The 22,919-nt window shown below is 70.4% G+C and carries 14 protein-coding genes; 8 read left to right on the forward strand and 6 right to left on the reverse strand.

Going from position 1 to position 22,919, the window contains the following annotated elements; genetic code table 11:
* Positions 1-41: 41 nt before the first annotated feature.
* From ACFVY3_RS01220 to ACFVY3_RS01250, 7 genes are all read left to right on the forward strand, one after another.
* A complete protein-coding gene (locus ACFVY3_RS01220; RefSeq protein ID WP_400158493.1) occupies positions 42-791 on the forward strand; it encodes a hypothetical protein in 750 nt (249 codons plus the stop codon).
* 101 nt (positions 792-892) lie between these two features.
* On the forward strand, positions 893-2,065 hold the full coding sequence (locus ACFVY3_RS01225) for an ABC transporter substrate-binding protein (RefSeq protein WP_400158494.1): 1,173 nt from the start codon (positions 893-895) through the stop codon (positions 2,063-2,065).
* Positions 2,066-2,103: 38 nt separating this feature from the next.
* Positions 2,104-2,829 (forward strand): ABC transporter ATP-binding protein, encoded by a 726-nt coding sequence (locus ACFVY3_RS01230; protein ID WP_400158495.1) that lies wholly within the window; start codon positions 2,104-2,106, stop codon positions 2,827-2,829.
* The gene (locus tag ACFVY3_RS01235; RefSeq protein WP_400158496.1) at positions 2,819-3,751 is read left to right on the forward strand and encodes an ABC transporter permease; all 933 of its coding nucleotides are present in this window, start codon (positions 2,819-2,821) and stop codon (positions 3,749-3,751) included. Before ACFVY3_RS01230 ends, ACFVY3_RS01235 begins: the two co-directional genes overlap by 11 nt.
* 121 nt (positions 3,752-3,872) lie before the next feature.
* Positions 3,873-5,141, forward strand: a complete 1,269-nt coding sequence (cobA, locus tag ACFVY3_RS01240) for a uroporphyrinogen-III C-methyltransferase (RefSeq protein ID WP_400158497.1) — start codon at positions 3,873-3,875, stop codon at positions 5,139-5,141.
* A 44-nt stretch (positions 5,142-5,185) separates the two neighbouring features.
* Positions 5,186-6,634 carry an FAD-dependent oxidoreductase gene (locus ACFVY3_RS01245; RefSeq protein ID WP_400158498.1) on the forward strand — a complete coding sequence of 483 codons (1,449 nt, stop codon included), beginning with the start codon at positions 5,186-5,188 and terminating at the stop codon, positions 6,632-6,634.
* A 91-nt stretch (positions 6,635-6,725) separates the two neighbouring features.
* Positions 6,726-7,715 carry a DNA topoisomerase IB gene (locus ACFVY3_RS01250; protein WP_400158499.1) on the forward strand — a complete coding sequence of 330 codons (990 nt, stop codon included), beginning with the start codon at positions 6,726-6,728 and terminating at the stop codon, positions 7,713-7,715.
* Between the two features lie 26 nt (positions 7,716-7,741).
* On the opposite strand, the gene ACFVY3_RS01255 is transcribed toward ACFVY3_RS01250, so the two are convergent.
* Positions 7,742-8,623: a DUF1206 domain-containing protein gene (locus tag ACFVY3_RS01255; protein ID WP_400158500.1), complete on the reverse strand. Its 882-nt coding sequence runs from the start codon at positions 8,621-8,623 to the stop codon at positions 7,742-7,744.
* Between the two features lie 160 nt (positions 8,624-8,783).
* On the opposite strand from ACFVY3_RS01255, the gene ACFVY3_RS01260 reads away from it, so the two are divergent.
* Positions 8,784-9,323: a hypothetical protein gene (locus ACFVY3_RS01260; RefSeq protein ID WP_400158501.1), complete on the forward strand. Its 540-nt coding sequence runs from the start codon at positions 8,784-8,786 to the stop codon at positions 9,321-9,323.
* A 128-nt stretch (positions 9,324-9,451) separates the two neighbouring features.
* Here ACFVY3_RS01260 and ACFVY3_RS01265 read toward each other — a convergent pair whose 3' ends face one another.
* From ACFVY3_RS01265 to ACFVY3_RS01285, 5 genes are all read right to left on the reverse strand, one after another.
* Positions 9,452-9,922, reverse strand: a complete 471-nt coding sequence (locus ACFVY3_RS01265) for a 4'-phosphopantetheinyl transferase family protein (protein ID WP_400158502.1) — start codon at positions 9,920-9,922, stop codon at positions 9,452-9,454.
* Between the two features lie 299 nt (positions 9,923-10,221).
* Entirely contained in the window at positions 10,222-11,022 is an 801-nt protein-coding gene (locus ACFVY3_RS01270) for an ABC transporter permease (protein ID WP_400158503.1), read from the reverse strand.
* Complete coding sequence (locus tag ACFVY3_RS01275) at positions 11,019-12,005, reverse strand: ATP-binding cassette domain-containing protein (RefSeq protein WP_400158504.1); 987 nt, start codon at positions 12,003-12,005, stop codon at positions 11,019-11,021. Before ACFVY3_RS01275 ends, ACFVY3_RS01270 begins: the two co-directional genes overlap by 4 nt.
* Positions 12,002-12,214, reverse strand: a complete 213-nt coding sequence (locus tag ACFVY3_RS01280; RefSeq protein WP_400158505.1) for an MbtH family protein — start codon at positions 12,212-12,214, stop codon at positions 12,002-12,004. Before ACFVY3_RS01280 ends, ACFVY3_RS01275 begins: the two co-directional genes overlap by 4 nt.
* Positions 12,215-12,278: 64 nt before the next feature.
* The gene (locus ACFVY3_RS01285; protein ID WP_400158506.1) at positions 12,279-22,811 is read right to left on the reverse strand and encodes an amino acid adenylation domain-containing protein; all 10,533 of its coding nucleotides are present in this window, start codon (positions 22,809-22,811) and stop codon (positions 12,279-12,281) included.
* Positions 22,812-22,919 lie beyond the last annotated feature (108 nt).

Raw genomic sequence — 22,919 nt, forward strand, 5'->3', positions numbered from 1 at the left:
GACCCTAGCCGCCGCCAAACCGGCGGAGGACAATGGGCGCCATGCCGGAGAACACGGCTCCCACCCCGGCCCCAGCGCCGGACCCCGGCCCTGGGCCGGAGCGCGGCCCTGGACCCGAACCCGGCCACGCCGTTGAACCCGCCGGGCCGCCGCCCGCGGTGCGGGCGCAACTGCTCGCCACCGAACACTGGAGCCTGCTGGCCTCCCGAAGCACCACCCAGAGCGAGGTGCTGACCCGGATCAGCATGTTCCTCACGCTGACCTCCGCCGGGTTGCTCAGCCTGGCCCTGGTGGGCCAGGCGACGGGGTTCACCGGGCTGTTCCCGGTGTTCGAGCTCTCGGTCCTTGGCTTCGTGACGCTGGTGGGGGTTCTCACCCAGGTCCGCGTCATGAACGTCGGCATCGAGGACCTGATGTACGTGATCGCCATGAACCGGATCCGGGCCGGGTACCTCGGCCTGGACCCGGGACTGGCGCCGTACCTGATGTCCTCCCCGCACGACGACCGGCCCGGCTCCGAGCAGACCTATTTCTTCTTCCGCAACCGGAGGCACGCCAGCCAGTTCCTGGGCAGCAGCATGGTCTTCATCGCCGCCGTCAACGCCGCGCTCGCGGGCCTCCTGACCGCGGCCGTCGCCGGAACCCTGACCGCCCCGGCGCCGGTCACCGTGGGGCTCGGCGCGCTCGCCGCCGTCGCGTACCTCGCCGTCGCCCTGGTCCGCAGCGGCCGCCGCTACTTCGGCCTCTGGACCCGCTATTCACCGAGCTTCCCTACGCGCCCCGAGGACTGACATCTGCCCGTTGCGACCCCAGTGTGACGCAGCGTGAACCCCCGTGACCCCCGGTTTCCGGACCATTGAACCCGGTTCGGACGGCTCCCTAGGGTGAAGCCATGACAAGCTCACAGCCCGGGACCACCCGGATCGTTGCCGGTGAACCGGGCCCCTCCCGGCACCAAAAGACCAGGCGCCGCCGCGGCCTCGAGGTGGGCCTCGCCGTCGGGCTCGCGCTCCTGATCGGTGCCGGGGCCGCCGTCGCCTCCACCGTCAGCCGCGGCCCGGCATCGGACGCGGACGCGGGCACGGTCGGCGGCACCCCCGCGGCCGAACTCAAACTCGGCTACTTCGGCAACGTCACCCACGGGGCCGCCCTGATCGGCGTCAGCAAGGGCTTCATCGCCGCAAGCCTCGGCCAGACCAGGCTCAGCACCCAGGTCTTCAACGCCGGCCCCGCCGCCATCGAGGCCCTCAATGCCGGCGCCATCGACGCCACCTACATTGGCCCCAGCCCGGCGATCAACTCCTTCGTCAAGAGCAAGGGCGAATCCATCAGCATCGTCGCCGGTGCCGCCTCCGGTGGCGCCCAACTGGTGGTACGGCCGGACATCAGCTCCCCGGACCAGCTGCGCGGAAAGACGCTCGCCACCCCGCAGCTGGGCGGCACCCAGGACGTGGCGCTCCGGGCCTGGCTCGGCAAACAAGGCTTCCACGTCAGCCCCGACGGCGGCGGCGACGTCACCATCAACCCCACCGAGAACGCCCAGACCCTGAAGCTGTTCCAGGCCGGAAAGCTCGACGGCGCCTGGCTGCCCGAACCCTGGGCGTCCCGGCTGGTGCTGCAGGCCGGCGCCAAGGTCCTGGTGGACGAGAAGGACCTATGGGACGGCTCGCTGTCCGGCTCCCCGGGACAGTTCCCCACCACCGTACTGATCGTCAACAAGGCCTACGCCGCGGCCCACCCGGACACGGTCAAGGCCCTGCTCAAGGGCCACGTCCAGGCCGTGGACTGGCTGCAGCACGCCCCCGCCGCGGAGAAGGCCGGCGCCCTGAACGCCGCGCTCAAGGACGCCGGCGGTGCCGAGCTGCCCGCCGACGTCGTGGACCGCTCCCTGCAGAACATCGTCTTCACCGTCGACCCGCTCGCCGGCACCTACCCGAAGCTGCTGCAGGACGGGGCGGACGCGGGCATCACTAAACCCGCGGACATCACCGGCATCTTCGACCTGACGGCGCTCAACGCCGTCTCCGCCGCCCACGTGTCCGCCCGGGGCCTGGGCAAGGACTGACGGCCCCGGCCCCCACCGCAACCAAGGAGGACCTCCTCATGCCGGTACTGCTGGAAAACCTCGGAAAGACTTTCGACGACGGCGCGCCCGTCCTGGAGGGCGTGAACGCCAGCATCGGCGCCGGTGAGTTCGTGGCGCTGCTGGGAGCCTCGGGCTGCGGGAAATCCACCCTGCTGAACATCATCGCCGGGCTGGAGGCGCCCAGCGCCGGCGCCCTCGAGGTGCCCAGCGACGGGGCGGCGTTCATGTTCCAGGATGCGGCCCTGTTTCCCTGGCTCACCGCCCGTGAAAACGTCGAAGTGGCCCTCACGCTCCGCGGCGTGGGGAAGGCGGAACGCCGCCGGACGGCCGGGGAACTGCTGGACCTGGTGCACCTGGCCGGCGCGGGCGGCAAACGCCCGCACGAGCTCTCCGGCGGCATGCGCCAGCGGGTGGCCCTGGCCCGGGCGCTGGCCCAGGACCGGCCGTTGCTGCTGATGGACGAACCCTTCGCCGCACTCGACGCCATCACCCGGGACCTGCTGCACGACGAACTGGAACGCGTCTGGCACGAAACCGGCCGGACCATCATCTTCGTCACCCACAACGTCGGCGAGGCGGTGCGGTTGGGCCAGCGGGTCCTGCTGCTCTCCTCCCGCCCGGGCCGGGTGGTCCAGGAGTGGCAGGTCACCGCGGAACACCGCTCCAACCCCGGACTGGCCGGACAGCTCACCAGCGCCATCACCGCCCGGCTTCGCGAGGAGATCCGCCGCCATGCCCACTAGCCACACCGCTGCCCCCGAAGCAGCCACTCTCCCTTCCGCCGCCCGGGAGGAGACTGTCCGTCCCGGCGTCGAGGACCTCCGCCAGTTGGAGGCCGGCCTGGACTCGCTGCAGTCCGCCGCTGCCCGGACCGCCCGCATCGACTGGTCACGGGTGCTGCTGCCGGTGGCTGCGCTCGCCGTGCTCCTCCTGGCCTGGCAGGCCTACGTCTGGCTCGGCATCAAACGCCGCGACCTGGTCCCCGGTCCGCTCGACGTCGCCGGGCAGCTCGGTGCCCTCTGGGGTGAGGCCACCCTGCAACAGGCCGTGGCCACCTCCCTGCAGCGCGGCGCCGCAGGGTTCGTCATCAGCGTGCTCATCGCGACGCCGCTGGGCCTGCTGCTCGCCCAGGTGGCCCCGCTCCGGCGCGCCTTCGGGCCGCTGATTTCCGGTCTGCAGGTGCTGCCCTCGGTGGCATGGGTGCCTGCGGCCATCATCTGGTTCGGCCTCAGCGACGCCACCGTCTACTTCGTGGTCCTGATGGGCGCCATCCCGTCGATCATCAACGGCCTGATTTCCGGCGTCGACCAGATCCCGCCGCAGTACCGCCGCGTCGGCTCCGTCCTTGGCGCCTCCCGGCTGGACCTGACCCTCCGGATCATCCTGCCCGCCGCCCTCCCCGGCTATCTGGGCGGGCTCAAACAGGGCTGGGCCTTCTCCTGGCGCTCGCTGATGGCCGCCGAAATCATCACCGTGGGCGGCAGCATGGGCTTCGGCCTGGGCTCCCTGCTCAACCAGGGCCGCGATCTCGCGGACATGACGGTGGTCCTCGCCGCCATCCTGCTCATCCTCGCCATCGGCATCCTGGTGGAACTGCTGGTCTTCGCCCCGGTGGAGAAACATCTGCTCCGCCGCCGGGGGCTTCTGGCCGGCAGTACCCGCTGACTCCGCCAGACCAGAGATAACAGTCCAGAGAGGACGGCACAGATGACGCCCCGTGACCTCGCGTGAACCGGTGTTTCCCGGCCACTGGTCGGCCCGCCCGGACCCGCCCTACCCTCGACGCATGACCATCCAGGACATCTACCCCGCCGCACTGCGCCTGCTCGGCCGCTCCGTACTCGTGGTCGGCGGAGGCCCCGTCGCCGCCCGCCGCGCCAAGGGCCTGCTGGACGCCGGCGCCCGGGTCACGCTCGTCGCCCCCGAGGCCGGGGCCGGGGTGCGGGAACTGGCCGACGCCGGCCTCCTGGCCTGGAAGGCCCGGCCCTACCGCCCCGGCGACGCCGACGGCGCCTGGTTCATCCAGACCGCCACCGGCGACCCGGCCGTCGACGCACAGGTCGCCGCCGACGCTGAGGCGCAGCGTACCTGGTGTGTCAACGCCTCCGACCACGAGGCGTCCGCCGCCTGGACGCCCGCCGTCGCCGTCGTGGACGACGTCAAGATCGCCATCAACGCCGGGGGAGACCCGCGCCGGGCCATGGCGCTGCGCGACGCCGTCGCCACCGCCCTGGACACCGGCGACCTGCCGCTGCGCCGCCACCGCGTTCAGACGGACTCAGCCACCGGCTCCGTCGCCCTGGTGGGCGGCGGCCCCGGCGACCCAGGCCTGATCACCGTCCGCGGCCGGCGCCTCCTGGGCCAGGCCGACGTCGTCGTCACCGACCGGCTGGGGCCCCGGCAACTGCTCGACGAACTCGCCCCCGACGTCCGCGTGGTGGAGGTCGGCAAGACCCCCGGCCACCACCCCGTCCCGCAGGCCGAGATCAACCGGATCCTCGTGTCCGAGGCACTGGCCGGCCACCGCGTGGTCCGGCTCAAGGGCGGCGACCCGTACGTCCTGGGCCGGGGCGGCGAGGAAGCCGAATACTGCCGGCAGCACGGCGTGGACGTCGAACTGGTCCCCGGGGTGACGTCAGCGGTGTCCGTCCCCGCCGCCGCCGGCATCCCGGTCACCCACCGCGGCCTGGCCAGAGGCTTCAGCGTGGTCACCGGCCACGAGGAGCTCGCCGAGGTGCCGGCCCGGGCCGACCACACCGTCGTCCTGCTCATGGGCGTCGGGCGGTTGCGCGACTCCGCTGCCACCCTCGCGGCGGCGGGTTTGCCCGCAGCGACGCCGGTTGGCATCGTGGAGAACGGCTACCTGCCGAACCAGCGGGTCACGATCGGGACGCTCGGGACCATCGCGGACCAGGCGGAGGCCGTCGGGGTGGCGAACCCCGCCGTCGTGGTCATCGGCGACGTCGTCCGGGTCAGCCCCTACGCCCCGCCCCACTTCAAGACCGCGGACTACAGCACCACCACCCCGAACACCCCGCGCGTCCCCGCCCCCTAGGCACGCCCGGAACCAGCCACCGCCCGAACCAAAGGAACACAGCCGTGTCAGCAATCCTCCCCGCAGGAACCCCCGCCCGTCCGCTCCGCGTCGCCGTGATCGGCGCCGGTCCGGCCGGCGTCTACGCCGCGGACATCCTGACCAAGAGCGAGGCCGTCACCAGCGGCGCGCTCACCGTCAGCATCGACCTCTTCGACCGGTACCCGGCGCCCTACGGCCTGATCCGCTACGGCGTGGCCCCGGACCATCCCCGGATCAAGGGGATCGTCAACGCCCTGCACAAGGTCCTGGACCGCGGCGACATCCGCTTCTTCGGCAACGTCGACTTCGGTACGGACCTCACCCTCGCGGACCTGCGCACGCACTACGACGCGGTCATCTTTGCCACGGGTGCGATTAAGGACGCGGACCTGAACATTCCGGGCATCGACCTGGAGGGTTCCTTCGGCGGCGCGGACTTCGTCTCCTGGTACGACGGGCACCCGGACGTGCCGCGGGAGTGGCCGCTGGAGGCCAAGGAAATCGCGGTGATCGGCAACGGCAACGTGGCACTGGACGTGGCCCGGATCCTGTCCAAGCACGCCGACGACCTCCTGGTGACCGAGATCCCGGACAACGTCTATGAGGGTCTGAAGGCATCCCCGGTCACGGACGTGCACGTTTTCGGCCGTCGCGGGCCCGCCCAGGTGAAGTTCACCCCGCTGGAGCTGCGCGAACTCTCCCACTCGAAGGACGTGGACATCGTCCTGTATGCGGAGGACTTCGAGTTCGACGAGGCTTCCGACGAGGCAATCCAGTCCAACAACCAGATCAAGACCATGGTGGGCACGCTGACGAACTGGATCGCCGAGCAGCCGGAGGACCTGTCCGAACTCACGGCGTCCCGCCGGCTGCACCTGCACTTCCTGCACAGCCCGGTGGAGATCCACGACGACCCGGCCCACCCCGGCAAGGTCACCGGCATGACCTTCGAGCGTATGCAGCTCGAGGGCACCGGCAACGCCCGCGGCACCGGCGAGTTCGTCGACTACCCGGTCCAGGCCGTCTACCGCGCCATCGGCTACTTCGGTTCCGCCCTCCCCGAGGTGGACTTCGACCACAGCAAGGGAGTGATCCCGAACGAGGGCGGCCGCGTGCTGGACACCGCTGGCAGCCCGGTCCCCGGGATCTACGCCACCGGCTGGATCAAGCGCGGCCCGGTGGGACTGATCGGCCACACCAAGGGCGACGCCCTCGAGACCATTACCCTCCTGCTCGAGGACCGGGAAACCCTGCCGGCCGCCCCGGCACCCGCCCCGGACGCCATCGTCGCCCTGCTGGAAGGCCGCGGCACCGGCTTCACCACCTGGGAGGGATGGCTGGCGCTGGATGCCCACGAGCGGGACCTGGGCGGCCGCGCTGCGGACGCGGGCCTCCGGCGCGAACGCATCAAGGTGGTCCCCCGGGACGAGATGGTGGAGATCTCCCGAGCCGGGGTGGCGGCGCAGGTCTAGGGAACACCGCGCGTCCAAAGTGGCGGCATTCCGGGCTGATAGTCAGTAGGCTTACCGTCATGAATGCACACTCGACGCTTGGGCCGCTCCGGTGAGGCTCCGCCGCAGCAACGCCTCCGGCCGCGGCTACCGGCGCGTGCCCTCCGGTTCCGGGTTCAGCTACAAGGACCTGGACGGTTCCACCATTCCGCCCGGGGAGCTCCGGGACCGACTGGAGGGCCTGGGCATCCCGCCGGCCTGGACGGACGTCTGGATCGCCCCGTACGAGAACGGGCACATCCAGGCCACGGGTGTGGACGCCGTCGGCCGCCGGCAGTACATCTACCACCCGACCTGGCGGGAGCGGAAGGACCGGGTGAAGTTTGACCGGTCGCTCCAGCTCGCCGAGACGTTGCCGTCCGCGCGGCGCGGGGTCACCCTTGACCTCCGGTCCGAGGGCCTGACCCGGGAGCGGGTCCTCGCGGCTGCCTTCAGGATGCTCGACAGCGGTTCGCTGCGGGTCGGCTCGGAGCGCTACACGAACGAAAACGGCAGCCACGGCCTCGCCACGCTGCTCTGCGCCCACGTCACCGTCCGCAAGGACGAGCTGCGCCTGACCTTCCCGGCCAAGAGCGGCAAGACGTGGGAGTCCCGCATCGACGACGCCGACCTGGCCGCCGTCGTCCGCTCGCTCAAGCGCCGCGGAGGCAACGCCCGCCTTCTCGCCTACAAGAACGGCCGCAGCTGGCACCCCGTGACGAGCGCCGAGATCAACGAGTACGTCAAGGAGCGCACCGGCGGGGACTTCACCGCCAAGGATTTCCGGACCCTCCGGGGCACCGTCGCGGCCGCCGTGAGCCTGGCCAGGAGCGGTCCGCAGCCCAAGGTCTCAGCACGGAAGCGGGCGGTGAGCCGGGCCATGGTGGACGCCTCCGCTGTCCTCGGCAATACGCCCTCGATCGCCCGCAAGAGCTACGTCGACCCCCGGCTGCTGGATCACTTCGCCGCGGGGGAGACCATCGACCCCAAGCGGCTGGACTCGGCTGAGTCGGAGATCCGCGCCCTGCTCTACCAGGAGGGCAACGTGGTGCCGCTGCGCTGATCAGCGCTGAGGGCCGCCGGGCCCGGCTACATCCGCCCGAAGCGGGCCCGGATCAGGGCGAACAGGCCGTAGGCGATGAAGCCGGCGCCGATGGCCAGCAGCAGGAACGGGCCGAACGGATGGTGCTGGAGGGCCTTCAGGCTCCCGTCCAGCCCGGTGGAGGAAGCGGGGTCATCGGTGACCTCGGCCGTGACGAACAGCAGGCCGGTGAGGATCAGGGCCACGCCCTTCGCGACGTGCCCGGCCACGCCCAGTCCGCTGATCAGGTGGCCGCGGTGGGTGCCCTCGAAGTGCCGCAGCTCCTCCTTGAACTTCTTCCCCAGCCCCTTGACCACGAAATACACGCCTATCCCGCCGACGGTCAGGCCCAGGCCGATCAGCAGCGGGCCGCCGAGCGGCCGGCTCATCAGGTCCTCGCTGAAGGCGGCGGTGGAATCACCCGAGTCGCTGCGGACCCCGATCGCGAAATTCGCAAAGGTCCAGCCCACGCTGCCGTAGGCCACGGCCAGGAACCCCGAGGAGACCAGCTTGCCCAGGCGCTCCCCGCGCGGCAGGTGCCGTGCCCGCAGGGTGGCCTCGCTGAGCTGCCACAATGAGAGGCCCGCGCAGCCGATAAACCCGGACCACATCACCGCAGGGCCCCATGGGTTGTCGGCAAGCTGCTCGATGGCGCCGGTGGGTTCGGCCTGGCCGGGCGCGCCCAGGACCAAGGCGACGGCGATCGCACCGATGACGATATGCAGCAGGGCCATCACCGCGAATCCCCAGCGGGCCACGACGTCGAGCGCCCGGCTGTTGGAGGCGGCCTCGGCCGCTTCGACGGCGTCGAGTCCCGGGGCGGCGACCGCGTCCGGTGTCGTGTCGGGCAGGTGCCCGTCCCGCAATCGTCCGTCCGTCTCCCGCGTCATGGCCCGAGTTTACGCGCCGCCGCGCGGGGATGCCGACGGCGCGGCCCCGTCCCCGCCCGGACTTCACACTTGTTGGTAAGTGTGCTTACTATGTGCTGGGGCATGGTTGATCCTTGACCATGCCGGCCCGGACCCGCAGACAGACGATAGGAAGCTCATCATGGCAGGAAACCTCGTTGCACGTTCCATTCACGATTTGACCGCAGGCGCCTGGTTTGGCGGCTCGCTGATGGGCGCCATCGGACTCAACGGCGCCACTGCGGAGGCCAAGGACCCGGCCGAGCGCACGCGGCTCTCCAGCCTCGGCTGGAAGAAATGGGCCCCGTACCAGACCGCAGCCTTCGGCGCGCACTTCCTCTCCGGCCTGGCCATCATGTGGGAGAACAAGGGCCGGATGGCCAAGCAGGACGGCGTTACCCGCCTGAGCATCTACAAGTCGATCGTGACCGCGGCCGGCGCGGGCGTCACCCTCTACGCCGGCATGCAGGGTGCCAAGGTGGAGAAGCTCGCAGCCGAAGGCGCCGAGGGCGCCACCGAACCGAAGCCGGGCGCCTCTGAGAAACTCCGCTCCGCGCAGCAGCAGTTGAAGATCCTGCAGTGGGCCATCCCGGTCTTCGCCGGCTGGGTGATCGTCCTCGGCGCCAAGCACGGCGAGATGCAGCGGCCGAAGAACGTCCTCAAGGGCCTCGGCCGCTCCTAGTCCTTCAGCAGCACCGTCCTTCCACGGCACCACCACGGCGGGGTCGGAACCGGCCCGGGAACCATCCCGGCACCGGATCCGGCCCCGCCGTGCTGTGCGGGCAGGATCGATGTGCAGGGGCGGACGGGTCAGGAAAAGAGCGCGGAGAGCGGCACGGACTGCCCAGGGACACCCTCGCGTCCGGCCACGGCTGCGAGGTAGCCGGGCGGAGCCGGAACCCCGGCGGCGAGCAGGCCGTCCACGGAGGGGTGGCCTGTTCCCGTCGCCTGCACATGGGCTCCCGGGACAGGCGCAGGAGCGCCGCTGGCGTCCACCAGGGACACCGTGGCCGGATCAAGCGCCAGACCCAGGCCGGCCGCCTTGAGCACGGCCTCTTTCGCGACCCAGAGCGCTATCCGCGCTGTGACATCGCCGTGCGGTGAACTCTCCGGGGGTTCCGCCATTCCCGGCCCGGTCCGCTCCTCAGGCGCCAGGACGTAATCGTCAAAGCCGGCAAAGAGGTCAGCGGGAATTCTTTCAATGTCCGCTCCCAGTTGCGTCCCGGCGGGTCCTGCCGCGGCCATGACGGTGCCGTGGCTTCGGGACAGGCTCAGCTCCACGCCGGCAATGGACGGCTTGCCGTGTTCCGTACTACCGCACCCGGCGCAACGCCGACTGACGGTGAGCCCGGCGGCGGCGCCCGGACTTAATCCCAAGTGCCTGGCAGCCAGGAGCCGGAAAAGCGCATGCGATGCGGCGTAATCCAACCGGTCAGTCTCGTGTTTGAAGCGCAGCATTGACCGCTGTTCGTTGGGGGAGAGGAACGTCTCCAGGCCGCCTGCCGGGTCCGCTGCCGCGCGGACCGCGGCGGCGGGCGCCGTGAGATAAACGGGGCCCGCGGCGCCCCCGTCGGGCACTGTCACCGCCTGCTGATCCGGCGGTACTGCGCGATCGCCAGCGGGGCAAAGACGGCGATGATCGCAAGGCTGCACAGGACCGAGTAGAGCACCGCGTTGTCCGCGGCCCATCCGCCGGGCGCCGCAAAACCTGCGGGGGCCGCGTTGCCGAAGAGCTCGCGGGCGGCCGTTGCCACAGCGGTCACCGGGTTCCACTCGGCGATGGTGCGCAACGGTCCTGGAAGCGAGCTGACAGGAACGAAGGCACCGGAAACGAACGTCACGGGGAACAGCCAGACCAGGCCCAGGCTTTGGGCGACCTCGACGCTCCGGGCGGTGAGGGCGATGACGGCGCCGATCCACGACACCGCGAAGGCGAACAGCAGGAGCAGGGCCAGGGCCGCGAGGGCGGAACCGGGGCCGGTGGTGATCCGCCAGCCGATTGCGAGTCCGCACAGCAGCGTCACGGCAACGGAGAGGACGCTGGTCGAGAGGTCGGAGGACGTGCGCCCCAGGATGACCGCCACGCGGGACATCGGCAAAGAGCGGAACCTGTCGATCAGCCCCAGCTGCAGGTCCTTGGCCAGGTAGACGGCCGTGAAGGACGCGTTGAACGTCAGCGTCTGCGCCAGGATTCCGCCGATCAGGTAGCTGCGGTACTGGTCTCCGCCGAGGGCCCCGCCAAAGACGAAGCCGAGCAGCAGGACGAACATCACGGGCTGCACAATGCCGGTGACCAGGGCCCCGGGGGTGCGCAGCACGTTGATCAGGTTGCGCCGGGCGATGACCGAGCTGTCCCGGGCGGCAGCGGCGATGGCGCTCATGCGGACACCCCCGCCGTCTCGGAAATCCGGTCTATGGCGGAGTCCCCGCCCTCCGCCGGTCCCTGCCCGGTCAGCTGCAGGAAGACGTCGTCCAGGGTAGGTCGGCGCAGGGCTGCCTCCTCGACGTGCAGGGATTGGGCGTCGAGCTCGGACAGCACGTGGACCAGCAGCCGGTGGCCGCCGGGGGCGGAGACGGAGATCCGCAGGTTTTGTGGATCCTCCTCGGCCCTGGCGCCGGCGGCCCGGGACAGTACCGCGGCGGCAGCTTCGAGGTCCCCGGCGTTCCGCAGCACGACGTCGATCCGTTCCGTTCCGGCGCGCTGCTTCAGTTCGGAGGCCGTGCCTTCGGCGATCACGCTGCCGTGGTTAATCACGGCAATATGGTCCGCGAGGCGGTCCGCTTCCTCGAGGTACTGGGTCGTCAGCAGGACCGTGGTGCCGTCCGCGACGAGGCGGGACACCACATCCCAGGTGTCGAGGCGGCCGCGTGGGTCGAGGCCGGTGGTGGGTTCGTCGAGGACCACGACCTTGGGCCGGGCCACGATGGCCCCGGCCAGGTCCAGGCGGCGCCGCATTCCACCCGAGAACGTCCCGGCGCGTTTACCCGCGACGTCGTCAAGCCGGAAGTTGAGCAGCAACTCATGCGCCCTCGCCGAGGCCGAGCGATGACTCAGCCCGTACAACCGGCCCACCATGTGCAGGTTTTCGAAGGCCGTCAATTTTTCGTCCACCGCCGCGTACTGGCCGGACAGGCCGAGGTTACGGCGTACGTTGCCCGGTTCCTTGACGACCGAGTACCCGGCCACCCGTGCGTCTCCGCTATCCGGGCTCAAAAGGGTGGTGAGGATCTTGACGGTGGTGGTCTTGCCGGAGCCGTTCGGTCCCAGCAGGCCAAGCACCGTTCCCTCGCCGGCCCGCAGGGTGAGTCCGTCCAGGGCCTTGAAACTCCCGAAGCTCTTGCTGACGTTCTCGATCCGGATCACTGCGAAGCGGCGAGTTCGGCGACTTTACGCGGTGCCATGTCGGTCCACGTCCGGGACACGTAGTCCAGGCAGGCCTCACGGCTGTCCGGGCCGAACATGGTCACCCAGCCCTGCGGTACGGCCGCGAAATCGGGCCAGAGGGAGTGCTGCTGGTACTCGTTCACGAGCACGGAGAACGTTGCGGACTTGTCATCGAAGGGGTTCGTCACGTCGACCTTTCCTGTCGGTTCTGTCGTTCGGACCGCCCCTCAACTGCATCAGGGGCATCATTGGTTATTCGGCTCGCGGGCCCAAGTGGATTGCCAGAGCGGGCATGATGGCGCTGAGAGCCCGGTCACTTAAGAGCTGTGAATGGCGGTCATCCACCTCCACCTCGGTGATGTTCCCGGAGATGAAGGGCGCCCAGGCTGTGCTGTCCGGGGTCCCCGCCGGAATGTCGCGGGTGGCCCGGAAGAAGAGCAGGTCACCGTCGAACACGCCGGGCCGCCCGGACCGAATGAGCCGCGCCAGCTCCGGGAAATTGGCCACCATCGCCTGGACGGATTCCAGCGGCACCGTGCCCAGCGGATTGTCGTGCTCCCGGAGGATCTGGAGTGCGCGCGGCCCGTCCATGGCGGCACGGTCCTCATCGGAGAGCTCATAGCCCTGCGCGTCCAGGTAGCTGGCCCAAAGGGCCGGCCCCGTTCCGACGTCGGCGTTGTTCTCCACGTTGCCCGGGAACGCATCCAGGATCGCCAGGAAGGCCACTTCCTCGCCGAGCTCCTGCAGCCGGGTGGCCAGGCGGTGGACCAGGTGGCCGCCGAACGACCAGCCCATCAGGTGATACGGCCCCTCCGGCTGGATCGAGCGGATCCGGGCGATGTAGTCATCCGCCAGCTCGGACAGGCTGCCGGCGTCCACCTGGTGTGTCCGTCCCGGTTCCATCCCGGGCATCTGTAGCCCGATCAACGGCCGTTCAGGGTCGAGATGGCCCAGCATTGAGGCGTAGCCCCAGCTGATGCCCGAGGCCGGGTGGACGGCGAAGAGCGGCAGCTTGGTCCCGCTGGTCCGCAACGGCAGGAGCTGTCGCAGGCTTTCGGCCGTGCTCTCGGCGGCACCCTTCGATGCCTCCCGCAGCAGACCCTCGACCGTCGGTGCCCGGAACAGCGACTGGACCTGGAGGTCCGTGCCGAGCGCCGCGTTGATCTTGGTGATCAGCGGCCGGGCCAGGAACGAGTGTCCGCCCAGTTCGAAGAACGACTCGTCGACACCCACCCGGTCCAGGGAGAGGACCTCCGCGAACACGCCGGCGACGGCTTTCTCCCGCGGTGTTCCCGGCGGGCGGCCGGCGGCCCGGACGCTGGTTCCGGGGTCAGGCAGCGCGGCGGTGTCGACCTTGCCGTGCGGGGTCAGGGGCACTTGGTCGATGACGACGACGGCGGCCGGCACCATGTAGTCCGGCAGGATCGCCTTGATGTAGGCGCGGGCAGTGGAGGCGAGCTCCGAGGGCTCGGCGCCCGAACCGTCCGGGACCACGTAGCCGACCAGGCGTGTGTCGGAACCGCCGGTCCCGACGGCCCGGACAACGGCCCGGCCGATACCGGGGGCCTGGCCCAGGGCGCGTTCGACCTCGCCGGGCTCCACGCGGAACCCGCGAATCTTGAGCTGATCGTCGTTGCGGCCGCCGAAAACCAGTCGTCCGTCCGCGTGGCGGAAGACCAGGTCGCCGGTCCGGTACATGCGCTCGCCGCGGCCGGTGAAGGGGTCGGCGACGAAACGCTCCGCCGTCAGGTCTGGGCGGCCCCGGTAGCCGCGGGCCAGCTGCGGTCCCGCGAGGTACAGTTCGCCCGAGGCGCCGGGCATGACGTGCTGCAGCCGGTGGTCCAGGACGTACAGCCTGGTTCCGGCGGTGGGCGAGCCCAGCACCGGCTCGGCGGAGTAGCCGACCCGGGCCAGCACCGTGTCCACGGTGGCTTCGGTGGGCCCGTAGAGGTTCCACGCGCGGACCCCCGGGTGCGCGGCGAGCGTGCTCCAGAGGTCGGCGTCGAAAGCCTCGCCACCGAGGGCCAGGCTGAACACGCCGCCCCGGGTGGCGTGGCTGTCGAGCAATTCCGCGAAGGCCGGTTCGGTCAGCAGCTGCCGGACGTAGCCCGGGGTGGTCTCCCACACCGAGATGCCGTGGAGGGAGAAGTAGCCCGCGAGTTGTTCCGGATCGCGCCGGGTCGGGTCGTCGATCATGTGCAGCTCGTGGCCCGCCACCATCCACAGGATCGGGTCCCACGAAGCGTCGAAGCCGACGCCGGTGGTGTGGGCGACCGTCTGCCGGCCGGAGACGCCCGCCATCAGCGTGCCCCGGTGCGAGGACAGCAAGGCGGCGAGTGCGCCGTGGCTGACCTCGACGCCCTTGGGACGGCCGGTGGAGCCGGAGGTGAACATGACGTAGGCCGTCTGCTCATGACCCACGTCGCGGAAGGCGGGCAGGTCGTCGGGGTGCCCGGCCACATCCCCGTCGGCGAGATCCTCGAGCAGGAGCACCGAAGGCCGTCGCCGGAGGCCGGCCAGCAGCCGGTCTACCCGGTCGGCTTCGCCGCGGGAGGTCAGCAGGACCGCCGGGGCGCCGTCTTCGATGATGGCCGCGGCTCTTTCGTCGGGGTAATCGGTGTCGATCGGGTTGTAGATCGCGCCGGCGGCCAGCACCCCGAACATTCCCTCCACGGTCCCGGCAGAGCGCGGAAGCATCACGGACACTACGTCCCCGACGTCGACCCCCGCCGAGGTCAGGGCGGCGCCGATGCGGGCGGCGGAAGCAGCGAGCCTGGCGTAGCTCAGGGTTCGGCCGTCGGCGACGAGTGCCGGTGACTCCGGGGTCGATCGGGCCGTCGCCTCAAGGGCCGCCAGCACTCCCATCCCGGCGCCGGCGTCAGGTTCGGCGCCGGCGGTGGCCCGCATCAGTTGCCCGGCCTCATCGCCGCTGACCAGCGGCAACAAGGCGACCGGCGAATCCGGGGACCCGCCTGCCAGTTCCGCGAAGCGAACGAACGCATCCGCCAGGCGCCGGGCGGTGTCCTCCTCGAACATGGCCGCGTTGTAGTCGAGGGTGACGTTGAGTCCATCCCCGGGGGCCGGCCGGAACGTGAAGGAGAGATCGAACTTGGCTTCACCGGTCGGTGCCTCCGGCTCCGGGGTGACCCGCAGCCCGGGCAGTTCCGGGACGGACGGCGCCTCGCTGTCGACCGTCAGCATGGTCTGGAACAACGGGTGACGGCCCAGTTCACGCTCCGGGTTCACCGCCTCGACGAGCCGCTCGAACGGGACATCGTCGCGGTCAAAGGCGGCCAGGATGCTCTCCCTGGAGCGGGCCACCATGGTCCGCAGGCTGGGGTCGCCGGTGGCGTCCACGCGCAGCGGGAGGGTATTGACGAAGAACCCGACCAGATCCCGCAGGGCAGGGTCCGTCCGGCCCGCAGTAGGGGACCCGATCACCAGGTCATCACCGGCACCGGACCGGTGCAGGAAGGCGGCCAGGACGGCGTGAAGAGCCATGAACTGGCTGGCGTTGGCCGCGGCTGCCACCGCGTTGATGGAAGCAGTAGCGGCGGGAGACAAGCGGAAGGACAGCTGCCGGCCGGGCTGCCGGGCTTCCCGCGGCCGGCGGTGGTCGGCCGGCAGGGCAAGCTCGGCGGGTATGCCCGCCAGGTCCTCCTGCCAGCGGTCCAGTTTGGTCTGCAGGGCCGGGCCCGAGAGTTGCTGGCCCTGCCAGTGGGCGTAGTCGGCGTACTGCAGCGGCAACGGCGCAGGCTCCGCCGCGGGAGCGCCGGCGAGGGCGCCGGCGAGGGCGGCCGCGTAGCCGGCAGAGAGGTCACTGGCCAGCGGAGCCAGGGAGGCGCCGTCGCTGGCGATATGGTGCATCACCAGGTGAAGAACCCACGTGCGGTCCTTGCTGTCGGCACCGGCCGGGCCGACGCGGATCAGCCGGGCCCGGAGCGGGAGGTCGGACCGGACGTCGAAGCCCCGGGCCGCCTCCGCGGCGAGGAAGGCTTCCACCTCGGCGTCGGAACCGGCGTCGACCACGTCGAGGCCCATGGCTGCCGCAGCCGGGCCGCCTGTAGCCAGCACGCGTTGCTCAGCGACCCCGCCGGTTTCCGGGTAAACGGTCCGGAGCACCTCGTGCCGGCCAACCAGGGCCCGGACGGCAGCGTCCAGCGCGGCCTCGTCGAGGCTGCCGGTGAGCCGGACCGCCAGCGAGATGTTGTAGTCGGCCGATCCCGGATCCAGCTGGTTGAGGAACCACATCCGGGACTGTGCGGGGGAGAGCGCGGGACGCTCGGGCCGGACGGAATCAGGCCCCGACAGCCAGTCGGCCAGGGACGTACGGCCCTGGACCGTTGAGCCGTCGGCGCCCTCCGCCATTTCGGAGGTGCCGTGGCTGCCGTGCACCGCACCGGTCTGCCGGTGGACGGCGGAGAGCAACCCGGCGGGAGTCGGTTCGTTGAACAGGGTGCGCAGCGGCAAGTCGACGCCGAAAGCATCCCGGATGCCGCCCATCATGGCGACCGCCAGGAGGGAGTGGCCGCCGAGGGCAAAGAAGTCATCGGCCAGGGAGACCGTGTCCACGCCCAGGACACCGCCGAAGATTCCGCACATGGTGTGTTCGTCCGGGGTCGCCGGCGCCTCCCCGGCGCCCGCGGTGGCCGTGGCCGCGGGGAGCGCCCTGCGGTCCAGCTTGCCGTGCGGCGTCAGGGGAATGGCCGGCAGGGGCATGAAGACGGCGGGGACCATGTAATCGGGCAGGCGGTCTCCGGCCAGCGCCCGCAGCTCCTCCGGCGCGGCGTGACCCGTGTAGTAGGCCACAATCCGGTGGGCCGGGACGCCGTCGGCGATCGCCACCGCCCGCTCCACCCCGGTGTGTGAGCGCAGCACGGCCTCGATCTCGCCGAGCTCGACGCGGAAGCCGCGGACCTTGACCTGCTCGTCCGTGCGGGACAGGAACTGCAGGTCACCGTCCGGCAGGCGGCGGACCAGGTCGCCGGTGCGGTACATGCGGCTGCCGTCGGCCGCGTAGGGGTTTGCCACAAACCTGGATGCCGTCTCAGCCGCGCGGCCGTCGTACCCCTGAGCCATGCCCTCGCCGGCCAAATACAGTTCGCCCGGCACGCCGGTCGGAACAACCGCGAGGTACTGGTCCAGGACCAGTGTGTCCGTGCCTGCGATGCCGCGGCCAATAACCGGGACGTCCCCGCGGACCTCAGCCACCACCGAATCAACCGTGAATTCGGTGGGTCCGTAGAAGTTGTAGGCCGTGACGCCCGGCGCGGCGGCCAGGGTGTTCCACAGCTCGGCGGACACCGCTTCGCCGCCCAGTGCCAGAAGCAGGGGCTCACGGCGCGGCTCCGCCAGCAGGCCGTAATGCAGCAGTTGGTCCGCGTAGGAGGGGGTGGTTTCGAGCACGTCGATTCCGTCGTCCCGGCAGTAGGCGGCAAGCGCTTCGGGGTCGGTCCGGACCATGTCATCGACCATATGGAGTTCCGCTCCGGCGACCATCCAGAGCATGGGGTCCCACGCTGCGTCGAAGCCGAGGCCGGCAATGTGGGCCACCGACGTCCCTCCCGCCTGGGTCCCGAACCGCGGGGCGTACAGGGTCCGGTGATGGTGCCGGTACAGGTTGGCGAGGGCGCCGTGGGTGACGCTCACACCCTTGGGCCGGCCGGTGGAGCCGGAGGTGTAGAGGACGTAGGCCAGATCGTCTCCGTTGGGGCGCCTGCTGGACAGGGCGTCTTCGGAAGTCCCGGTTCCTGCGGTGATCAACTGGTCGACGGTGAGCACTCGGGCTCCGCCCCCGGCGGCTGTCGGGGCATCGGCGGTAGAAATCACGACGGCGGGGTCGCCGTCTTCGAGGATGATGCGGATCCGTTCCTGCGGGTAGGACAGGTCCACGGGAAGATAGACAGCTCCCGCGGCGAGGACGGCCAGCGCGGCCGCGGCAACGTCGCCGGTTCGCGGCAGCGCCACGGCTACCCGGTCGCCGGGTTCGACGCCGGCAGCGATCAACCCCTTGGCGAGATCCTCGACCCGGTGGGCGAGCGCGGAGAAGGTGGTCCGGCCGGAGCCGTCGTACACCGCCGGGGCGTCGGGGGTCCGGGCAACGGTGGCCTGGAAGGCCTCCACGATGGTCCCGCTGGCGGTGCCCGCGTCGTCCCCGCCGTCGTCCCCGCCGTCGTCCGTCATCGTGCGGAGACCCCGGGCCAGTGCCTGCGCGTGCTCGTCCGCGGACTGGATCCGGAGCCGGTCCAGGGTGATCTCCGGATCTGCGGCGAATTGGGTGAGTACGGCGAGTAAGCCGGCGGCCAGTCGCTGGGCGGTTTCGGCCTCGAACAGCGCCGGGTTATAAGCCAGTGAACCGCCGATAGCGGGCGCCGTGTCCGCGAGGGCACCCGGTTCCCCCGCCCCCTGGGCGGAGGTGCCGGCCGTTTCGGCCAGGTCCAGCAACAGGTCGAACTTGGCGCCGCCGGGTTCCTGGCTGAGATCCGCGCTCGCCTCCAGGCCGCGCATGGACAGCTCGGCGGCGGACGTGCCCTGCAGCGTCAGCATCACCTGGAAGAGCGGGTGCCGGTGTTGGGAGCGGGCCGGGTTGAGGTGCTCCACGACCCGCTCGAACGGTGCGTCCTGGTTGGCGTAGGCATGCAGGTTCGTGTAGCGGACACTCTCGACGAGTTCCGCGGCGCTCGGGTTTCCGGACGTGTTGGTCCTGAGCACCAGGGTGTTGACGAAGAAGCCCACCAGCTCATCGAGCTGGGTGTCGGTCCGGCCGGCCACGGGCGTACCCAGCGGAAGGTCTTCCCCGGCACCGGACTTGGTCAGGAGGGCGGCGAGGGCGGCCTGCAGCACCATGAACAGGCTGGCGTTGTGGTCGCGGGCCAGCCGGTGGAGACCGGCCGCCGTCGCGGACGGAATCCGGACGGGTACGGACGCCGCAGCGGCCGAAGCACTGTTGCTGCCCCGGACCGAGTCGAACGGCAGGGTGAGTTCTTCCGGAGCACCGCGCAGTTCACGGGACCAGAACTCAAGCTGGCGGGAGATGGCGCTCGCGGGATCGTCCTCGCTGCCGAGCTCGTCGCGCTGCCACAGCGTGTAATCCACATATTGGACCGGGAGGGGCTCGAGACGGGTTCCGTCGCCGGAGAGGACACCGTTGTAGGCGGCAGACAGGTCGTTCGCCAGAGGTGCCAGCGACCAGCCGTCCGCAGCGATGTGGTGCAAGGTCAGGGCCAGCACATGCCGGTCAGGGGCCAGCTGGAACAGCACCGCACGCGCCGGCAGTTCCCGGCTCACGTCGAAGCCACGGCCGGTCTCCGCCCCGAGGGCGGCGGCGAGGTTGTCGTCGGAGCACTGGACCGCCAACAGGTCGACGTGGTGTCCGCCCGCGGGGAGGACCTCCTGGACCGGTTCACCATCAACCAGGGGGAAGACAGTGCGCAGGGTCTCATGCCGGTCGGCCACCATGCTGAGGGCACGTTCCAGGGCCGTCACGTCCAGGACACCCCGAAGGTTCAGGACCACGGGGATGTTGTAGGCCGCGGATTCCGGATCGAGCCGGTTCAGGAACCACAGCCGGCGCTGGGCAAAGGAGAGCGGCACGGCCGCCGGCCGGGCAGCCGGGACCAGCGGGTGTGTGGAGGCAGTCCCGTCGTCCAGTGCGGCGGCGAGGGCCGCGACGGTGGGTTGTTCGAAAATGGTGCGCAGGGCAGGAGCGGTTCCGGTGCGGTCGCGCAGGAGCGCCGCCAGCCGGGTGGCCAGCAGCGAGTGGCCGCCCAGCTCGAAGAAGTCGTCCTCCAGGCCCACGGCGTCCAGACCCAGGATTTCCTGGAAGGCGGCGGCTACGGTCCGTTCCTTCTCGTTTCGGGGTTCGGAGACGGCGGTTTCCCTCTCCGGCGCCGGAAGCGCGGCGGAGTCCAGTTTGCCGTTGGGGGTCAGCGGGATCGCCGGGATCTGCTGGATGGCGGTGGGGACCATGTAATCGGGCAGCAACCGGCGGGACTGCGTCCGCAGGGCGGCGGTGTCCAGCTCGCTATTGGCGGTGACGTAGCCCTGGAGCTGGTCGTAGCCGGCGCGGTTCTTGGTGACGGCCACCGCGGCGTGCTCCACGCCGTCGAGCCCGCGCAGGACTTCCTCGATCTCGGCGAGTTCGATCCGGAATCCGCGGATCTTGATCTGGGCGTCCATGCGTCCGCGGAACTCCAGGGTCCCATCCGGAAGACGGCGGACGACGTCGCCCGTGCGGTACATCCGGGATCCGTCCGGAACGAACGGATCGGCCACGAAGCGCTCCGCACTGAGGCCGGGCTTGTCGAGGTAGCCGCGGGCCAGGTTCACGCCGGCAACGTAAAGTTCGCCGATGGCGTTGACCGGCACCGGGTTCAGAGCCGAGTCGAGGATGTAGTGCCGGGTGTTGGCGATGGATTCGCCGAGCGTCGGGTCGGTGCCGTCCTGCATGAGAGCCGTGAGGGAGTCCACCGTCGTTTCGGTAGGACCGTAGAAGTTGTATGCCGTCAGGCCGTCTTTGCCGCCGAGCGCGGCCCACAGGGCCGGATCGACGGCCTCTCCGCCCAGAGCCACCACGGACGGGTGACCCGTCCGGTCGAAAAGGCCTTCGGCCAGCAGCGCCTTGGCGAAGGACGGCGTGGTCTCCAGCGAGTCGATGCCGGAGACGGTGAGGTACCTGCTGAGGGCTTCCGGGTCGCGGCGGGTCTGGTCGTCCACCAGGTGCAGTTCGTGGCCGGCGACCAGCCAGAGGATGGGATCCCAGGAGGCATCGAAGGACAAGCCTGCCGTGTGCGCCACCTTGAGCTTGCGTCCAAGGCGCTCTTCGGCCGGGACGAAGATGCTGTCCCGGTGGGAGCTAAACAGGTTCAGCAGGGCAAGGTGCTCAACACCGACGCCCTTGGGACGGCCGGTGGAACCGGAGGTGAAGATGACGTAGGCGAGGTCCTGCTGGCCGGCGGCGGGATGGGTGGCCGCGGCGTCCTTGCCGTCGAGACAGGACTCCACCAGGGCAGAACCCAGCACCGTGACCGGCACCTCGGTGGAGAGGGGTGCATGGCTGGAATCGCCGCCGGTGAAGGCGGCGCTCGTCAGCAGCCGCACCGGGGAGGCGTCTTCGAGCATGCCCTCCACCCGGCCGGCCGGGTACTCAGGGTCCAGGGGCAGGTAGGCTGCACCCGCTTTCAGGATGGCCAGGAGCGAAACAGGCACCATGACGCTGCGGTCCAGCCGCACGGCCACGGTTTCCCCCGGACCCGCTCCGTGGCCGGACAGGAACCGGGCCAGTTGGTTGGAGCGGGCTTCCAACTCGCCGAAACTGAGTTCGCCGTCGGGCGCGACGACGGCGGTGCGGGAGGCGTGCTCCCGGGCGTTCTTGCGGAACTCCTCCACGATCGTGTGGCCGGGCAGTGCGCTGCCCGTGGCCTCGCCGGCAGCAAGGAGCGATCGTTCTTCCTCGGCGGTCGTGACCGTGAGGGAAGCCAGCAGGGCGTCCGGTCCGGAGGCGACTTCTCCCAGCAGACGAAGGAAGCGGTGCAGATGATCGCGGAGCCGTTCGCTGCTGTAAAGGTCAGCATTTGCCTCGAACTGGACCGTGGCCGGGGCCCCGGAGGACCCTCCGTCCAGGCCGTGGACCACGATCGAGAGGTCGTCGATGGGACCGGTGGAAAGGATGTGCATGGTGCCGCGGGCGGACCCGAAGTGGATTCCATCAAGAACGGGCAGGATGTTGACCGAGGGGCCAAAGTACCCCGCCTGCACGTCGCGGTCCTCGAAGCGGTGGCGTTGGTGGATCAGGGCGCCGCGCAGCTTTGTTCCCATCGCGGCCGTTGCGTCCTTCACCGTCGAGGACGGGTCGACCGCGAGCCGGACGGGCAGAACGTTCGAGAGCATCGAGGGCGTGGACTTGGCCAGCTTTCCCCGCCGGGCGGTGACGGGCAGGGCCACGGAAACCTCGCGTTCGCCGGTGATCCGGTGCAGGTAGAGGCCGGCAGCCGTGAGCACCAGCGCAGGGGCCGATCCCGCGGCAGCCTGCAGCGCGGCAGCTGTCGCGTCGGGCAGCGCCGAGGCCGCGCGCACCAGGGCCGAGGCGGTCCCGGAAGGACGTCCCGCCAGTCCGGTGGCTGCCGGGACGCCGTCGAGCTCGTCCCGCCAATAGTCACGGTCGCCGTCGGCAGCCGCGGAACCGGCGTAGCCTGCCTCCGCCGCAATCAGTTCCGGCAGCCCGTCGAAGGGTGAACCGCCGTCGTCCGCAGCGCCGCCGGGGCCGTTCTCCGCCAGCAGCGCGTTGTAAAGCTCGGCCACGCGCCGGAGGACCAAGACGGCGGAGTAGCCGTCCATCACCACGTGGTGGACGCGCTGGTAGAAGAAGTACCGCTCGTCCGAGAGCCGGATGAGCTCGGTGTGCAGCAGATCGCCGCCATCGGTGGCCCGGGGAAGCCCCAGATCGGCGTCCATCAACATCCGTGCCTGGGTCTCCGGGTCCCCGGCGGCCCGTAGGTCCGTCACCTCCAGCAACGACCCCTCGCGCACAAGCGGGCGCTGGTATGGTCCGGCGTCGTCCTCGTCGAAGGCCATGTTCAAGGCGTCCGTCTCGGATACGGCAAGCCTGAGCGCCTCCTCCAGGACCGGCACGTCCACGGCGCCGAGGATCTCGACGAACTGGCCGATCTGGAACATGGGGTTCTCCGGAGCCAACTGCTGCGCGTACCAGATCCCGCGCTGCGCCGTGGTCAGCTCGAGCCGGTTCTTGGCATCATCGGACGTGGTGGTCAGGGGAGTCTTGGACATGTTCCTTCTCGGGTTGTCTGCGGGGCGAAGACATGCAGGGGCACGCCAATAGGGCCCGCGCCGGGAGCTCAGGCAAAAGGGCTGTCGGCGGCCGCGGGCGGCCGCCGA

Source organism: Arthrobacter sp. BPSS-3, assembly GCF_044628475.1.
GTDB lineage: Bacteria > Actinomycetota > Actinomycetes > Actinomycetales > Micrococcaceae > Arthrobacter.